The organism is Mycobacterium sp. (assembly GCF_032162605.1).
Taxonomy (GTDB): domain Bacteria; phylum Actinomycetota; class Actinomycetes; order Mycobacteriales; family Mycobacteriaceae; genus Mycobacterium.
Genome location: NZ_JAVROT010000611.1, coordinates 1 through 13,982 on the forward strand (window position 1 = coordinate 1; position 13,982 = coordinate 13,982).

Genomic DNA, 13,982 nt, shown 5'->3' on the forward strand with positions numbered 1-13,982 from the left:
AGTAGAGCCGCCGCGGGCGGATTGTCGAGTATCTCCGCAGGCCCCACGGCCGCCGACAATGGCAGACCGCCGCCGAGCACCTTGCCGAACGTGACGATGTCGGGCACCGCTCCGTCGTGTTCGAAGGCGTGCAGGGTTCCCGGCCTGCCGAGCCCCATCTTGACCTCGTCGCAGATCATCGGCACGCCGTGCCGGCGGCACAGCTCGTGCAGGCGCGCGAGGAAACCCTGCGGCGGCACGACCAGACCGCCGTCGGACAGAATCGGCTCGACGATCAGGCACGCGATCGTGCCGCCGCTGAGGTGCTGCGCGGCCATGTCGAGGCAGGCGGTGGCGTCCGCCTCCCCGTCACCGTGAGTCGGCCGAAAGGGGTTGGGGTAGGGCAGGAACACTGCGTCGGGGTCCGCGGGCACACCAGCGTCGACGTGCACGCCCGACACGCCCATCGCGACACCGACGCCGCCGTGGTAGCTGTGCTCGAACGCGATGATGGTGCGTCGGCCACTGGCGTGTCTGCAGGCGCGCAACGCCACGTCGTTGGCGTCGGAGCCCGCGTGTCCGAGATAGACCCGCCGCTCGCCGGTGCCGGGGACCAGTGCCAGTAGGTCTTCGGCCAGGCCCACCGAATCGGGGTGGACCGCCGAAAGGCCGCCTGAACCCGGAGCCGTGCGGACGGCTCGGCTCACCGCCTCGACAATGGCCGGGTGCCCGTGGCCCAGTCCGCTCGCGGTCCACGTCGCCGACAGGTCCAGCAGTTCGCGACCTTCGGGCGTGACCAAAGTCGAGCCATGGCCAGAGACCACTTCCAGCGGGAAGAAGCGCAGCTTCTCGATGCCGGCGATGGCCGCCTCGTCGCGGGCGTAGAGCGTGCTCACTCTGCGACTGACGGGTCGGCCGCGGTGAGGTCCAGCTCCCGGGTCAGCGACTCACCGACCCGCTTGGCGATACGCGAGGCGGCGATGGCGATCACCAATCCGATTGCGCACCAGTACAGTCCGAGCAGTGGAGCCGCCAACCACTCCGCGGCGTCCTTGACGTTGAACCACAGCACCACTGCGATCACCACGGCGCCCAGCAGTGGCAGCGCCAAGCCCAGTACCTTGCCCTTGCCGCCGTGCACGGAGGTGAATTTCGGCGCGGCCGTGAACCAGGCAGCGGCGATCTCGACCAGCAGGTAGCAGACCATCAGGCACACCGAGCCCGCCACCGCGAATAGGAAGTAGGTGTTGATGGCGGGGTTGCCCGTGCCCATGTCAGGCCAGCCGATGGCGCCGCAGATCAGGTCGACCACCAGCGCGACGCCGACCACCACCCACGTGGCGAAGCGTGGACCGCCGGTGCCCTCGTGAATCCGAGCCAATGCCTTCGGGCCGAAACCGTCGCGCCCGAACGCGTAGAGCATCCGTCCCGAGGTCGCGGAGCAGGCCAGATGGCAGCCGAACGCCGACACGATCGCAGTGAAGATGATCAGCAGGCTGAACCATTGGCCAATGTAGGTATTACCCAAATCGCCCAACGTGTTACCCGAACTGCCGAACGCTTCGAGACCCGCCGCGTCGGTGCCGAAGCCCACGACCTGGGCGAACATCACCACGACGAACAGCACACCGGTCAGGATCAGTGTTCCGGCCAGCGCGCGGGGGATGTTGCGGCCGGGGTTGTCGGTCTCCTCGCCCATCGACGCGCAGGCCTCGAACCCCGCCCAGGACAGGAACGCCGCCACCACAGCGCTGATCACCGCGGAGGCGGAGACCCCGTCGAAGGAGAAGGCGCTGAAGTCGACGCCGGTCGTCGGCGCGCCTCCGCGCGCGAAGATCACCACCACGAGCACGATCATCGACACGATGCCGATGCCCTCAATGACGAGCAGGATCTTGCCCAATAGCCGGACGTCTCGGCCGGACAGCAGGAGCGAGATCGCAGCAGCCACCACCACGACGGCGAGCCAAGGCAGCTGATAGGGGTTGTCGTTGCCCGGTTGCAACTTGGCGATGAAGGCATTGACGAAGGCCGCCGTCAAGGCCAGGGTGCCGATGGCGAAGCCCACATAGGCGCCCAGCATCGCGAAACCGGAGAAGAATCCGGCGCGCGGCCCGATGGTGCCGCCGACCAACCCGTACGCCGACCCCGCGTGGTTGAGGTGGCGGGTCAACCGCACGAAGCTGTACCCGACCAGCGACACCCCGATCAGGCCGATCACGAACACCAGCGGAATGGCCTTGCCGACGGTGGCGATCAGGCCCTGACCGTTCCCGGACATGGCCAGCGTCGGCCCCACCAGGGCGACCGACATCGCCAGCGCCACCCAGAATGGCAAGCGGCGGTGGGGCAGCTGGTCGGCTCCCTCGGATGGACCGGCCGACGACGTTCTCGTACTCATCGATGTCTCCTCTCGGGATGGGTCAACAACTCCACGCAAGGCGCAGTGCCCTGGTGGTCTCGGTCGGCGTTGAGTCGCCGAAAGTGGTTATCTCGTGGCTTCTTACCGCGACCAACGCGTCTACGACCGCCGGTGTCAGCAGCTCCGCGGCGGCCGCGGAACCCCGAAGAGCCTCGATCGCGGCCCGCTGTTCGGTCGGCAGCGGTGGCGGCGGTGCGGCCGACTGCGAGGGGTTTTCGGGGATCTCGGGCGGCAGGTCGAGTTCGTGGTCGACACCGCGCAGCGCGCTGCCGAGGAACGCCGCGGCGGCCAGGTAGGGGTTGGCGCTCGGGTCGATCAGCTTCAGTTCGGCGTTGGCGCCGTGCGGGCTGCCAGGGGTGGCCGCGATGAACCGCACCGCCGCCTCGCGGTTCTCCAGGCCCCAGCACGCCGACGCACCCGCCCAGTTGCCGGGCTTGAGCCGCAAGGCCGACACCGCCGAACCCGCGTAGACGCCGATGAGGTCCGGCAGAGTGTCGATGACTCCTGCGATGGCGGACCCACCGGCGGCCCGAACGCCATGGGGCCCGTCTCCACCCGAGAAGAGCGGGCCTCGATCGTCGGCAAGTGACAGGTGCAGATGGGCCCCGTTACCCGCGGCTCCCTCGAAGGGCGCCGGCGAGAACGAGATTCGCAGTCCGTGGCGCGCCGCCGCCCTGCCAAGCACGATCCGCGTCAGGATCACGGCATCGGCCGCGGCGACGGGCGTGGTGGGCGCCAGCGAAACCTCGAGTTGATCGTGGCCGTACTCGGTATGGATCTGTTCGACGCTCACCCCGGCCCGTTCGGCGGTGATGGCGAGGTCGACCAGGAACGCCGAGCGGTCCAGCGACGTGCGGATGCCGTAGGGCGACCACGGGTCGGTCGTGGCCTGGTTGGCGTCGGGTGCCAGCATCGTGCACTCGAGTTCCGCGCCGACGAGGGCGCTCAGGCCACGATCGGCTGCCGTTCGTTCGGCCCGCGCCAACAGGGACCGCGGACACAGTGGCGCCGATGCGCCCTGCTGGTCGGTGAGATTGCCCGGCGCCCAAGCGATACCGGCATCGATGACGTGCACGTCGACCGGATCGATGCGGATCCGCAGGTCTCCTGTGACACCGATGGTCGGCGTGAAGGCGATGCCACTGTCCACGCAGAAGACGCTCCACGACGGCGACACGCCCATCCCGGAGCGGTGGAAGTCACCCAGTCTGCGAAGCGGGACGTACTTGGCCCTGGTCACGCCCGCAAGGTCGGTGACCGACCCTGCCACGAGTTCGACGCCGTCGGCTCGCAGTTCCTCGATGCGGTCTTGCACCACCGGCATGCAACCTCCTTCGACGCGTGAGTCTTCTGGAAAGCTATGTCATGGATGTTTCAGAATCTCTAAATTCGACGCTTTAGGATTGATTCATAAGATTCCAGAACGGAGGATGCCTTCATGTGCCGACTGCTTGGTGTCGTGTCCGCAGCACCCGTGTCAGTCGCCGATGCCGTCGGCGAGGACGTGCTCAAGGACTTCGTCGCCCTGACGAAGGTGCACGGTGACGGCTGGGGTGTCGCAACCGTCGACCACGTGGGCGACTCCCCAGACGTGGAGGTGTCTGCCGGCACCGCACTGGACGATCCGCTCTTCGCCGCCGCCACCGGTGACCGGCGGTCCGCTGCCACGCTGGTGCACCTGCGTTGGGCGACGAGCGGGCTCGCGGTGCAGCCGGAGAACTCCCATCCCTTCGTCGCCGACGGGCTGGCGATGGCCCACAACGGGTCGATGAAGCCGATGGGTCCGCTGGATGACCTCCTCGAGGAGGATGTCGGCGCGTCGCTCCGCGGGACCACCGACAGCGAGCGGTATTTTGCGGTGATCCGTCAATACCGCCGCACCGCAACCAGTCTCGCCCAGGCCGTGCGGGGGGCGGTCACCGAGCTCCGGCAGATCTACCCCGACGCCTGCCTCAACGCGCTCGTTCTCGGGGAGGACCAGATGATCGTCGTCCATGCGCACGCCCGAAGCCTCCTGCCGGCCGAGGACGTCGATGAGATCACCGCCGCCGACCTGCCCGCCGAACACCTCGAGGACTACTTCGCGTTGCGCACGGCACGCCCGGATGGCGACACGGTCGTCATCGCATCCACCGGCTTCGGCGACCTCGACTGGCAGCCCCTGCCGCCGGAGTGCGTGGCATCCATCTCATTGCGCGATCTGTCGGTGTCGCTACTGCCCCTCGTGGAGGATTGATGACCGCAGCCACGGTGTCGGCGCGGGCGAGTGCTGCGCTGCCGACGCTCAGCAGGGCGGAACGGCGGGTGGGACGGGCGCTACTCGCCGACTACCCGAGCGCGGGCCTGGCCAGCGCCGCCCGCCTCGCCGAACGCGCCGAGGTCAGCCCACCGACCGTGCTGAGGTTCGCGCAGTCCCTCGGCTACGACGGGTTCACCGATCTTCAGGTCGCAATGCGCGCCGAGTTGACGGCGCGCTCCAACGGTCCGATCACCCGCCTGCCCACTGCGCCCACCGCAGGTAGTCCGCTGGACGCCCTCTTGAAGCAGGCCCGCGCCCAGAACGACCGTGCCGCAGCAACACTCGCCGAGTTACCGGCCTCGGCGGTCGATGCTGCAGTGGCGCTGCTGTCCGACACCGGCCGCCCGCTCCAGCTGCACGGCGGCCGGTTCTCGCACCTGCTGGCGATGCACCTCGCTGCCCACCTCGAACAGCTGCGCCCTGGGGTGCGATTGCTGGCCGACCCCGGCGGCCGCGATCTGGGTGCCATGATCGAGCTGACCCGCCGGGACGTGGTGGTGCTGTTCGACTATCACCGATATCAGCGCAGCGTCGCTGAGTTGGCGACCCGGGTGCACCGCGCGGGTGCGACCGTCGTGCTCATCACCGACGACCTGGCCTGCCCGGTGGCGCCCGAGGCCGAAGTCGTGCTCGCCGCCTCCAGCACGGTGGGCACCACCTACCAGAGCATGGCAGCCGGATTTCTGCTGACCGAACTCCTCATCCCGCCAGTGATGGATGCGATCGGAGAGCCGGCCCGCACCCGGATGGCGCTGTGGGAGGAGCAGCGGCGGTCCGAGCTGCTGGGTTGAAGGACGCTGCGTTCACTTCGCGGCGGTGACCGTGGCGCCTGCGTCGTGCGGCAGCCTCAGCGTCTCGACGATGGTCACCACCATCAGCGCTCCGAGTGCCAGAAACGTCCATGAGTATGCTGCGCCTGCGGCGTGGCCAAGACTCGTGGCCAGCGGGGTGAAGGTGCTGAGCGCGAGCGCGCCGACGGCGATGCCGAGACCGGTGGCCAGTTCCTGCACCGCGGCATTGAGGGTGTTGGCATTGGTCAGCTCGTCGCCATCCACGTCAGAGAAGGCCAGGCTGTTGTAGGCCGTGAACCCCGTCGACCGCAGTGCGCCGCTGACGAACAGGATGGCGGCCATCACGGCGACCGGCATGCCGGCGTGGAAGGTCGCCAGGAGCCCGAAACAGCCGACCGACAGCACGGCGTTGACCAGAAGCACCCGCCGAATTCCGTACCGCCGCATCAGTGGTGTCGTCGCAGGCTTGATCGCGAGGTTGCCGGCGAACAACACCGCGACCATCGACCCGGCGGCCAGCGGCGTCCATCCGAACACCAGCTGGAACTGCAGCGGCAACAGGAACGGCACCGCACTGATGACGAGACGGTAGAGCGATCCGGCCGATACCGTGATTCGCAGGGTCGCAACCCGCAACACCCGCAGCTGCACCAGCGGATACCGGTAGCGCAACAGGTGCCACGTCGCAGCCGCCAGCAGGACGACCGCCAACGCGAAACCCGTAGCCACCAGTAGCCAGTTCGACTCGCTGAGCCGGACGCCCTCGAGTGCGATCAACGCCGCGGCGATGCCGGTGCCGAGCGCCAGGAGGCCACGCCAGTCCCGTGGCCGTGGCGCAGGATCGGCATCGCCGCGGATCAGTCTGAGAGCCAACAGGAATCCGATGATCCCAATGGGAATGTTGACGAAGAAGATCCATCTCCACGACCCGACGGTCGCGATCGCACCGCCGAGTACCGGCGCGACCACGGGCGCCGCAAGCGCGGGCCACGTCAGCAAGGCGATGGCCCGCACCAGATTGGCCTTCCCGCTGAACCGCAGGACCGCGAGGCGGCCGACGGGCACCATCATCGCGCCGCCCACGCCCTGCAGGACGCGCATGGCGACGAGCATCGGGAGCGTGACACTGAATGCGCACCCGATCGACGCCAGCGTGAAGACGGCGATCGCGGCGGCGAACACCGGCCGCGGGCCGAACCGGTCGGCCACCCAACCGCTGGCCGGAATGAGCACCGCGACGGTGACGAGGTAGGCCGTGATGGCCACGTTGACGTCGACGGGGCCGACCCCGAATGACTCAGCGATCAAGGGAATCGCGGGGGTGATGATCGTGGCGTCCAGGATCTCCATGAAGAACGCGCCAGCGACCAACAGCGCCATCCCCCTCGGGAACGGGGCTGCGGAAGCGGACGGTCCGGTCGACGACATCAGCGGCGCCAGAAGTCGTACTCATCGCGACCGGGCCGAAAGCCCGCGGCCGCGACGACGTCCACCGCCACGTCGAACAACGCCCCCACCCGCAGGGGTACGTGCGCGTCGCTACCGAACGAGACCGCGTCGCCACCCTCCTCGTACCACCAACGCATCAGCGTCGCTGAGACCAGCGGGCTCCTGGTGTTGAGCTCCAGTGCGCGACCAGAGCCGGCCAGCGCGCGGAAGACGGTGCGGTACTCCTCCTCGAAGTCGGCTTCCAGGTACTCCCCCACCCGCGCGGTCGGCCAGGACCGACGCGGGTAGTCGCAGTGGGCAAGGACCTGGAAGGCATCGGAGTTCTCGACCAGGCGCAGCAACTCGGCGAAGTAGCCGCGCATGACGACGTCGGGGGGCAGCCGCCTCAGCACCCCGTCGACCCCGACCAGCCGTCCCTCGTGCACGACCGAGTGCAACGAACCCAGCACGCGGTCGAACCGTCCGTCGCCGAGCACGGCGGCGACACTGCCCGCGAAGTGGTGCGGTTCGCCGGCCTCGATGCCCGACAGGATGCGCAACTCTGGGAATCGGCCACGGCACACGTCGATACTCGCCAGGTAGCCCTCGACGTCGAGCGGCCGTACCCGCTCGCGCGTGGCGATGTGCGCCGCGTCGGACGGTGGATTGTCGTGTGCGCCCCACTTGGTGAAGTCGACGTGCTCGGTGAACGCGACGGCCGGCAGCCCCACCTGCAGCGCGCGTGCGCAGGTCTGCTCCATCGAGGCCTCCGCGCCGGTGTCCCAAGAGAATTGGGAGTGGACGTGGTTGTCGGCAGGCAGCATCGTCGTCAACGGACCCACGACAGCTTCATCTCGGTCAGGCGTTCTGCCAGCCCGTCGACGTGCTCGGCCAGGGCTTCACGCTCGATCCCGATCGGGTCGTCTCGGTCGATCCTCAGGATGGCCTGCAACAGGGCGTCGCGACCGCGAGTGCCGTCGAGCAGCGGCAGCAGGTGCCGGTCGACCGGGGACGGGATCAGCGGTTCGTGCCAGAGGTTGAAGATCGACGCGTCGCCGTCGGAGCACGTCAGCTCCGCCATACGCCGCAGCGGCTCGTCCAGTCGCAGCGACGCGGCGGACGTCGGCTCCGGCAGCACGGGGTCGAGGCGGTAGCGCACCTGTCCCTGCACGATCAGAACTCCCATCAGGTTGTCGACGTGGCCCGCGAGATCCGCGCTTGGCTGCAAACCCGCGGACACCAACCGGGCGTGCAACGCATCCACGAGTTCCCGTCGTGACAGTGTCCACGGCCAGCGGGCGTTGAGCACCTCCAGTGTCGCTTTGAGGCCGGGATCGTTGGTGAACAGGGTCGCACCGTCGGCGACCTCGTACTCCTGGCGCGAGTGATCGATCACGGTGGGTCCGCCGACGGGTGGGGTCCACGCGGCGAAGTGCAATGGGCCATAACGACCGGGGTCCGGGTCGAACCGGATCTGCGGCGCGCGTTCAGCGTGCACGAGCAGAGACTCCCGAAACGTGCGGTTGACCGCGAAGTCCAGGTACTGCTCCACCAAGACCTGTACGCCGCCGCACTTCTCGCGCAGATACTCCGCCACCTTGGGACCGTGGTTCGCGGGGAACATGGTCTCTGGCCGCGCCTCCGCCAGGTATTCGAGGCCGTGCCCGCGTGCGCGTCCCAGCATCTCGTAGAAGTAGCAGGGCGCGTTGACCGTGTCGAGTTCGTCGTGCAACAGATACGAGTCGCCGAAACCCTCTTCTCGAGCCCGGAATTCGGCCAGCACCCTGGCCAGCACGCCGTCATTCGGCGCCACCTCCTCGAGGAAGTCGGCCATGCCACGCGCCTCGCGCACCTTCTCGTCGGGGGCCGTGCTGACGCCGCTGGCGAGCAGCATCGCATCGCGCATGACCTCCTTGGACTTCCAACCCGGGTAGACGTTGTAGCTGACGTAGGCCACGCCGTGCGGAGCCAACAACCTGCGCAGCGCGGCAAGCAACGCATCCTGCACGTTCGGCGGGACCCAGCTGTAGACGCCGTGAGCGATGACGAAGTCGAATTCCCCGAGCGACGCCAGGTCCATCCGCGCGATGTCGCCCGCCACCAATTCGAGGTTGTCGAGCCCCAGATCCGCCACCCGCGTGCGCCCCTGGTTGATCTGCACCTGCGAGAGGTCGATGCCCATGACGCGCGCCGCGGGGTGCCCCACGGCGAACGGGAGCAGGTTGCCGCCTGCGGCACAGCCGATCTCGAGCACGCGTGCGCGCGACACGTCGGGAACGTCCAGCCCGAATACGTGCGCGATCGCGGCCAACCGTCCCGGCGCTGACTGCGGGAACGCATCCGATTGATACGGCGTCGCGTCGTAGTCGGCGCGCAACTGGTCGACCGCGTCCATCGGTTGGTTCAACTCCGGCTCCCTCGTCATCTCCGTCGGACCGACGCCGGCCACGAACTCGCGAACATATATCGGGCTCCCGTCCGCCACGCGAACGCGGGATGACGACCACGGCCACCGATACACAGGACATTGGCAGGTAGGTGAGCCGGGTCACGGGGAACTCGCCTGCGGTGGCGACCACACCGTTGACCTCTGATCAGCGCAACTCCTTCATAGCTGCCCAGCTCGGCTGGACGATGGACGCCTTCGACTACTTCATCGTGGTGCTGGTCTACGCGGACATAGCCAAGACGTTTGGCATCTCCACGACCGAGGTCGCTTTCCTGACCACCGCCACGCTGTTCATGCGACCGGTCGGCGCTCTGCTGTTCGGGCTCTGGGCCGACAGGGTCGGTCGCCGCATCCCACTGATGGTGGACGTTGCCTTCTACTCCGTCGTCGGATTCCTCTGCGCCTTCGCGCCGAACTTCACGGTCCTGGTGGTTCTTCGCCTGCTGTACGGCATCGGGATGGGTGGCGAGTGGGGGCTGGGTGCCGCCCTGGCGATGGAGAAGATCCCCATCGAACGGCGTGGTTTCTTCTCCGGTCTGCTGCAGGCGGGTTACTCGATGGGCTACCTCCTGGCGACGGTCGCGTCGTTGGTGGTCATCGACTGGCTGGACCTGTCCTGGCGATGGCTGTTCGGCCTGTCGATCATCCCCGCACTGATCAGTCTGATCATCCGGTCCCGGGTCCGCGAGTCCGAGGTTTGGGAGGCCGCGCAGGACCGGATGCGACTGACCCGCACCAGAATCCGCGACGTCATGGTCAATCCCGTCGTCGTGCGCCGCTTCGTCTACCTGGTGGTGCTGATGACCGCATTCAACTGGATGAGCCACGGCACGCAGGATGTCTATCCGACGTTCCTGCAGGCCACTCACAGCGGGGGCGCCGGACTGTCGAGCGAGACCGCGAAGCTGATCGCGGTGATCTACAACGTCGGCGCCATCATCGGCGGGTTGACGTTCGGCGCGCTCTCGCAGCGTTTCGGCCGCCGATACACGATCGTCTTCTGCGCCGTCCTGGGTCTGCCCATCGTGCCGTTGTTCGCGCTGTCCCACACCGCGGCGATGCTCTGCCTCGGGGCCTTCCTGATGCAGGTCGCGGTGCAGGGCGCCTGGGGTGCCATCCCCGCCCATCTGACCGAGATGTCCCCCGACGCGATTCGCGGCTTCTATCCGGGCGTCACCTACCAACTGGGCAACCTGCTGGCCGCCTTCAACCTGCCGATCCAGGAGCACTTGGCGGCCACGCATTCCTATCCGTTCGCGCTGGTCGTCACCATCGTCCCAGTGCTGATCGCTGTCGCGGTCCTGACGCTGATCGGCAAGGACGCCACCGGAATTCGGTTCGGCACGGAGCAGAGCGCCTACACGATGTCCCGCTGATCAGCGACCCGGAATCCATTGCAATGCCTTGACGAACGGCGGCATGATCCTGGCCCACACCTTTGGCGGGAGGCCGCGCGGCCCTCCGAGGTTGAGGACTCGGGTCGTGGCGACGGTCTGAGGCTCGGTGTACTTGATCAGGCCCTCGGGGCCATGGCGCCGCCCGACCCCGGACACCCCCATGCCGCCCATCGGCGCGCCGGTGCTGCCCCAGGTCGGGGCATAGCCCTCGTCGACGTTCACGGTGCCGGCGTGGATCCGCGCCGCGATCGCCTCACCCTCGCTCTTCGTGGCCGCCCAGACACTGGCGTTCAGCCCGTAGTCGGTGTCGTTGGCGCGCTCGACTGCCTCGTCGACGCCTCCCACCGGATAGATCGAGACGAGGGGTCCGAAGGTCTCCTCCCGATAGCACTCCGCGTCTTCGGGAACACCGGTGAGGACCGTCGGCTCGTAGAACAGCGGGCCGAGATCGGGGCGGCCCCTGCCACCCGCGACGACGGTGGCACCCTTCACCACTGCGTCGTCGACGTGGCTGGACACCGCCTTGACCTGTTCCTCCGAAATCAGGCTGCCCATCTCGATGCCGAACTCGTAACCGGCGCGCAAGGTCATGCTGCGGACGCGCTCGCCGAACATGCGGATGAACTCGGGCGCGATGGACTGCTCGACGTAGATGCGCTCGATGGAGATGCACAGCTGACCCGAATTGGCGAAGCACGCGCGGACCCCCGCGTCGGTGACCTCGCGCAGGTTGGCGCCTGCCATCACGATCATCGGGTTCTTGCCGCCGAGTTCCGCCGAGAAGCCGATCAGTCGCCGGCCTGCCTGTTCCGCAAGCAGTTGTCCGATGGCGGTGGAGCCGGTGAACATCAGGTACTCGGTGTTCTCGACCAGCGCGGTGCCAACCACCGATCCCGCGCCGGGGACCACGGCGAAGAGGTCACGCGGCAGGCCTGCCTGGTAGAGAAGGTCGACGCAGGCCAGCGCGCAGTAAGGGGTCTGGCTGTCGGGTTTGAGGACCACTGCGTTACCGGCCAGCAGGGCCGCGATCGCGTCGGACACCGCGAGCGTCATCGGGTAGTTCCACGGCGAGATGACGCCGACGACACCCTTGGGCTGGTAGCGCACCACCGTCTTCGTCAGTCCGGGCAGCATCCCGGTTACCCGCTGTGGGCGTAGCAATTTGGGCGCGACGCGGGCGTAGTGGCGCGCGGTCATCGCGATGTCGAGAATCTCCTCCTGAGCTGCGCCCCTCGACTTCCCGGTCTCGGCCTGCGCCATGTCCATCAGGGAGTCGAGGTTCTTGAGCACCAGGTCGCGGTAGCCGTGAAAGATGGCGGCCCGCTCGGCAACCGGGCGCTGGGCCCACACCTTCTGCGCCACCCTGGCGCGCGCAATCGCGTCCTTGGCGTCCTGCGCGGTGCCGACCGCAATGGTGGTGAGCTCGCGGCCGGTGAAAACCTCCACGACGGCGCGGGTTGGACGGTCCTTCGCGGCCGGGATGGCGACGAGGTCGGCGAGGCGCGCGAACGTAGCGGCGGACGGAGCAGGCATTGCGTACCCTCACTCGATAGTAGGTTTTGCGGCTGCACCCAACCTACCCATCGAGCGGCGGCGTGCACCACGACGAATCAGCGGCGTGCACCACAGGTGAGGTCGAGACTCTCGAGGCGCCGTACCAGCAGGCTGGGCAGCCATTGCCCCCGATGTGCGCTGCCTCGATCGTCGACGTGCCGTCCAGCAGGGAACCGAGCACGATCCTGGCCTCCAGGCGAGCGAGCGCGGCCCCGACGCAGAAGTGCGCTCCCCTGCCAAAGGCGATGTGCCCCTTGCCATCGAGCCGATCGAGGCGGAACTGGTCGGGGTCGTAAAAGTGAGAAGGGTCTCGGTTGGCGGCGCCCCACAACAGCAGCAAGCGCGAACCGGCGGTCAGGCCTACCGTCACGTCGACGGCAAGGCGGAAATCCGTGATGCGGTCGTCGTCCGCGGCGCAGGACGCATCGGCCAACTGATGGCCAGCCACCCGATCATGTTCGGACGCACCGACCTACCCGCATCACCGGTGATCGCCGGTCTGGCCACCGAGTTGACCGGAATCGGCGCCGACGATCCCCGGGCTGCCCAGTGGATCGTCCACCTGGTGTTGTCGTTGGTGCATCAGCCCATCGGGAACAGTCGAACGGAACGCGAGATCTTGGATCGCTTCGTCGCACCGGCCTTCGAGCCCCAGGCAACGACTTTCGCCTCGGCCCTACCGAGCGGTTAGAACGGGCTGCTGTTCGACTGCCACCTGGCCTCTTCCGGGCGCGGCCCGTAGCGGCGGGCGTAGTCCTCGTGGAGGCGGGCGTCTCTCTTGCGCTTGATCACGTCGACCAGATTCGGGTCGAGATTGTGCTGCGCCAACCGGTATCGGCGCCAGACCTTGTTCAATGCGAGCGACATGAGCACGGCCCAGATGTAGATCGGCGCCGTCATCTCGAAGTGCACGTAGAACGAAGCGGGAATCAGCCAAAGCGGAGCGAGTACCAGAAGCGGTGGGATCGCCATCCGAATCAGGTGCCTACGGACGGCCCCTTGACCGGCCAGGTCCTCCGCTACCCACGTGTGCATCGATTTGGGCAGTCGTCGGCCGTATGCGTACCTGACGTACTGCAGTGGGGTGGGGCGAGCGGTGGACATGGCGGCCTCCTTCAGGTCGGAATGGGGGTTCAGTCGAGTGCGCCTGCGGCCAGGGCGGCGGAGTTGACGCGGGTCAGCACCCGGCGCAGCTCGTCCAGCTCGGCCAGGTCGACGCCGAGACGCGTCACGACGGCGGGAGGGATCTCGAGCGCACGGTTGCGCAACGCCGTCCCGCGTTCGGTCAGGACGACGTGGGTGGACCGCTCGTCGGCGGCGCTCCTGGTACGGGTAATGAAGCCGAGTGAGTCCAAGCGCTTGAGCATGGGCGAGAGCGTGGCCGAATCCAGTTGCAACGCCGCGGCGATCTGCTTGACCGACAGCGGTGGGTGGCCATCGACGGCTGCCTTCTGGTGGTCCCAGAGCGTGAGCATCACCAGGTACTGCGGATGGGTCAGGCCCAGGGGTTCGAGTAGTGGCCGGTAGACGGCCAGTACCGCCCGGTTGGTGACCGCCAGGGCGAAGCAGACCTGCTGTTCGAGAGCGAGCGGATCAAGGTCGGAGCGAGTCGATGTGGTCACAACTAAATAGTACGCCAATAATTAGTGCACTAGCTAAGTCT

13 protein-coding genes and 1 pseudogene are annotated in these 13,982 nt (G+C 67.6%); 4 read left to right on the forward strand and 10 right to left on the reverse strand.

Annotation, left to right across the window (positions count from 1 at the left end):
* The 3 genes from QOI01_RS35060 to QOI01_RS35070 form a co-directional block, all read right to left on the reverse strand.
* The coding region (locus QOI01_RS35060; RefSeq protein WP_526388681.1) for an aminotransferase class III-fold pyridoxal phosphate-dependent enzyme at positions 1–875 on the reverse strand (875 nt) is incomplete at its 3' end.
* Positions 872–2,380 (reverse strand): amino acid permease, encoded by a 1,509-nt coding sequence (locus QOI01_RS35065; RefSeq protein ID WP_526388683.1) that lies wholly within the window; start codon positions 2,378–2,380, stop codon positions 872–874. The genes QOI01_RS35060 and QOI01_RS35065, both read right to left, overlap by 4 nt.
* A gap of 22 nt (positions 2,381–2,402) precedes the next feature.
* Entirely contained in the window at positions 2,403–3,725 is a 1,323-nt protein-coding gene (locus QOI01_RS35070; protein ID WP_526388685.1) for a type I glutamate--ammonia ligase, read from the reverse strand.
* Positions 3,726–3,839: 114 nt separating this feature from the next.
* Between QOI01_RS35070 and QOI01_RS35075 the strand changes: the two genes are divergently transcribed.
* Together QOI01_RS35075 and QOI01_RS35080 are read left to right on the forward strand one after the other, a co-directional pair.
* Entirely contained in the window at positions 3,840–4,637 is a 798-nt protein-coding gene (locus QOI01_RS35075; protein WP_526388686.1) for a class II glutamine amidotransferase, read from the forward strand.
* Complete coding sequence (locus QOI01_RS35080) at positions 4,637–5,491, forward strand: MurR/RpiR family transcriptional regulator (RefSeq protein ID WP_526388688.1); 855 nt, start codon at positions 4,637–4,639, stop codon at positions 5,489–5,491. The genes QOI01_RS35075 and QOI01_RS35080 overlap by 1 nt, the downstream gene beginning before the upstream one ends.
* Before the next feature lie 12 nt (positions 5,492–5,503).
* Here QOI01_RS35080 and QOI01_RS35085 read toward each other — a convergent pair whose 3' ends face one another.
* From QOI01_RS35085 to QOI01_RS35095, 3 genes are read right to left on the reverse strand one after another with little or no spacing between them, the layout of a single operon-like run.
* A complete protein-coding gene (locus QOI01_RS35085; protein ID WP_526388730.1) occupies positions 5,504–6,871 on the reverse strand; it encodes an MFS transporter in 1,368 nt (455 codons plus the stop codon).
* 47 nt (positions 6,872–6,918) lie between these two features.
* Positions 6,919–7,761 (reverse strand): PHP domain-containing protein, encoded by an 843-nt coding sequence (locus QOI01_RS35090; RefSeq protein WP_526388690.1) that lies wholly within the window; start codon positions 7,759–7,761, stop codon positions 6,919–6,921.
* Positions 7,749–9,326, reverse strand: coding sequence for a methyltransferase regulatory domain-containing protein (locus tag QOI01_RS35095; protein ID WP_526388692.1), 1,578 nt, complete (start codon positions 9,324–9,326; stop codon positions 7,749–7,751). The genes QOI01_RS35090 and QOI01_RS35095 overlap by 13 nt, the downstream gene beginning before the upstream one ends.
* 161 nt (positions 9,327–9,487) lie before the next feature.
* On the opposite strand from QOI01_RS35095, the gene QOI01_RS35100 reads away from it, so the two are divergent.
* On the forward strand, positions 9,488–10,744 hold the full coding sequence (locus QOI01_RS35100) for an MFS transporter (RefSeq protein WP_526388732.1): 1,257 nt from the start codon (positions 9,488–9,490) through the stop codon (positions 10,742–10,744).
* Here the strand turns inward: QOI01_RS35100 and QOI01_RS35105 are convergent, their stop codons facing one another.
* Both QOI01_RS35105 and QOI01_RS35110 read right to left on the reverse strand, forming a co-directional pair.
* Complete coding sequence (locus tag QOI01_RS35105) at positions 10,745–12,298, reverse strand: succinic semialdehyde dehydrogenase (protein ID WP_526388694.1); 1,554 nt, start codon at positions 12,296–12,298, stop codon at positions 10,745–10,747.
* A gap of 77 nt (positions 12,299–12,375) precedes the next feature.
* Positions 12,376–12,683 (reverse strand): annotated as a pseudogene (locus QOI01_RS35110) (cytochrome P450); the annotation flags it as partial.
* A gap of 90 nt (positions 12,684–12,773) precedes the next feature.
* Here QOI01_RS35110 and QOI01_RS35115 point away from each other — a divergent pair.
* On the forward strand, positions 12,774–13,010 hold the full coding sequence (locus QOI01_RS35115; protein ID WP_526388696.1) for a hypothetical protein: 237 nt from the start codon (positions 12,774–12,776) through the stop codon (positions 13,008–13,010).
* Here the strand turns inward: QOI01_RS35115 and QOI01_RS35120 are convergent.
* Positions 13,007–13,423, reverse strand: coding sequence for a DUF5313 family protein (locus tag QOI01_RS35120; RefSeq protein ID WP_526388698.1), 417 nt, complete (start codon positions 13,421–13,423; stop codon positions 13,007–13,009). The two genes, QOI01_RS35115 and QOI01_RS35120, sit on opposite strands and share 4 nt — an antisense overlap.
* Positions 13,424–13,452: 29 nt before the next feature.
* Positions 13,453–13,941 (reverse strand): MarR family winged helix-turn-helix transcriptional regulator, encoded by a 489-nt coding sequence (locus QOI01_RS35125; protein WP_526388700.1) that lies wholly within the window; start codon positions 13,939–13,941, stop codon positions 13,453–13,455.
* Between the last annotated feature and the right edge of the window lie 41 nt (positions 13,942–13,982).

Coding starts and splice junctions, on each gene's coding strand:
- QOI01_RS35105 (WP_526388694.1), bottom strand. CDS start 12,298: ATGCCTGCTCCGTCCGCCGCTACGTTCGCGCGCCTCGCCGACCTCGTC.
- QOI01_RS35065 (WP_526388683.1), bottom strand. CDS start 2,380: ATGAGTACGAGAACGTCGTCGGCCGGTCCATCCGAGGGAGCCGACCAG.
- QOI01_RS35120 (WP_526388698.1), bottom strand. CDS start 13,423: ATGTCCACCGCTCGCCCCACCCCACTGCAGTACGTCAGGTACGCATAC.
- QOI01_RS35070 (WP_526388685.1), bottom strand. CDS start 3,725: ATGCCGGTGGTGCAAGACCGCATCGAGGAACTGCGAGCCGACGGCGTC.
- QOI01_RS35085 (WP_526388730.1), bottom strand. CDS start 6,871: ATGGCGCTGTTGGTCGCTGGCGCGTTCTTCATGGAGATCCTGGACGCC.
- QOI01_RS35115 (WP_526388696.1), top strand. CDS start 12,774: ATGTTCGGACGCACCGACCTACCCGCATCACCGGTGATCGCCGGTCTG.
- QOI01_RS35080 (WP_526388688.1), top strand. CDS start 4,637: ATGACCGCAGCCACGGTGTCGGCGCGGGCGAGTGCTGCGCTGCCGACG.
- QOI01_RS35075 (WP_526388686.1), top strand. CDS start 3,840: ATGTGCCGACTGCTTGGTGTCGTGTCCGCAGCACCCGTGTCAGTCGCC.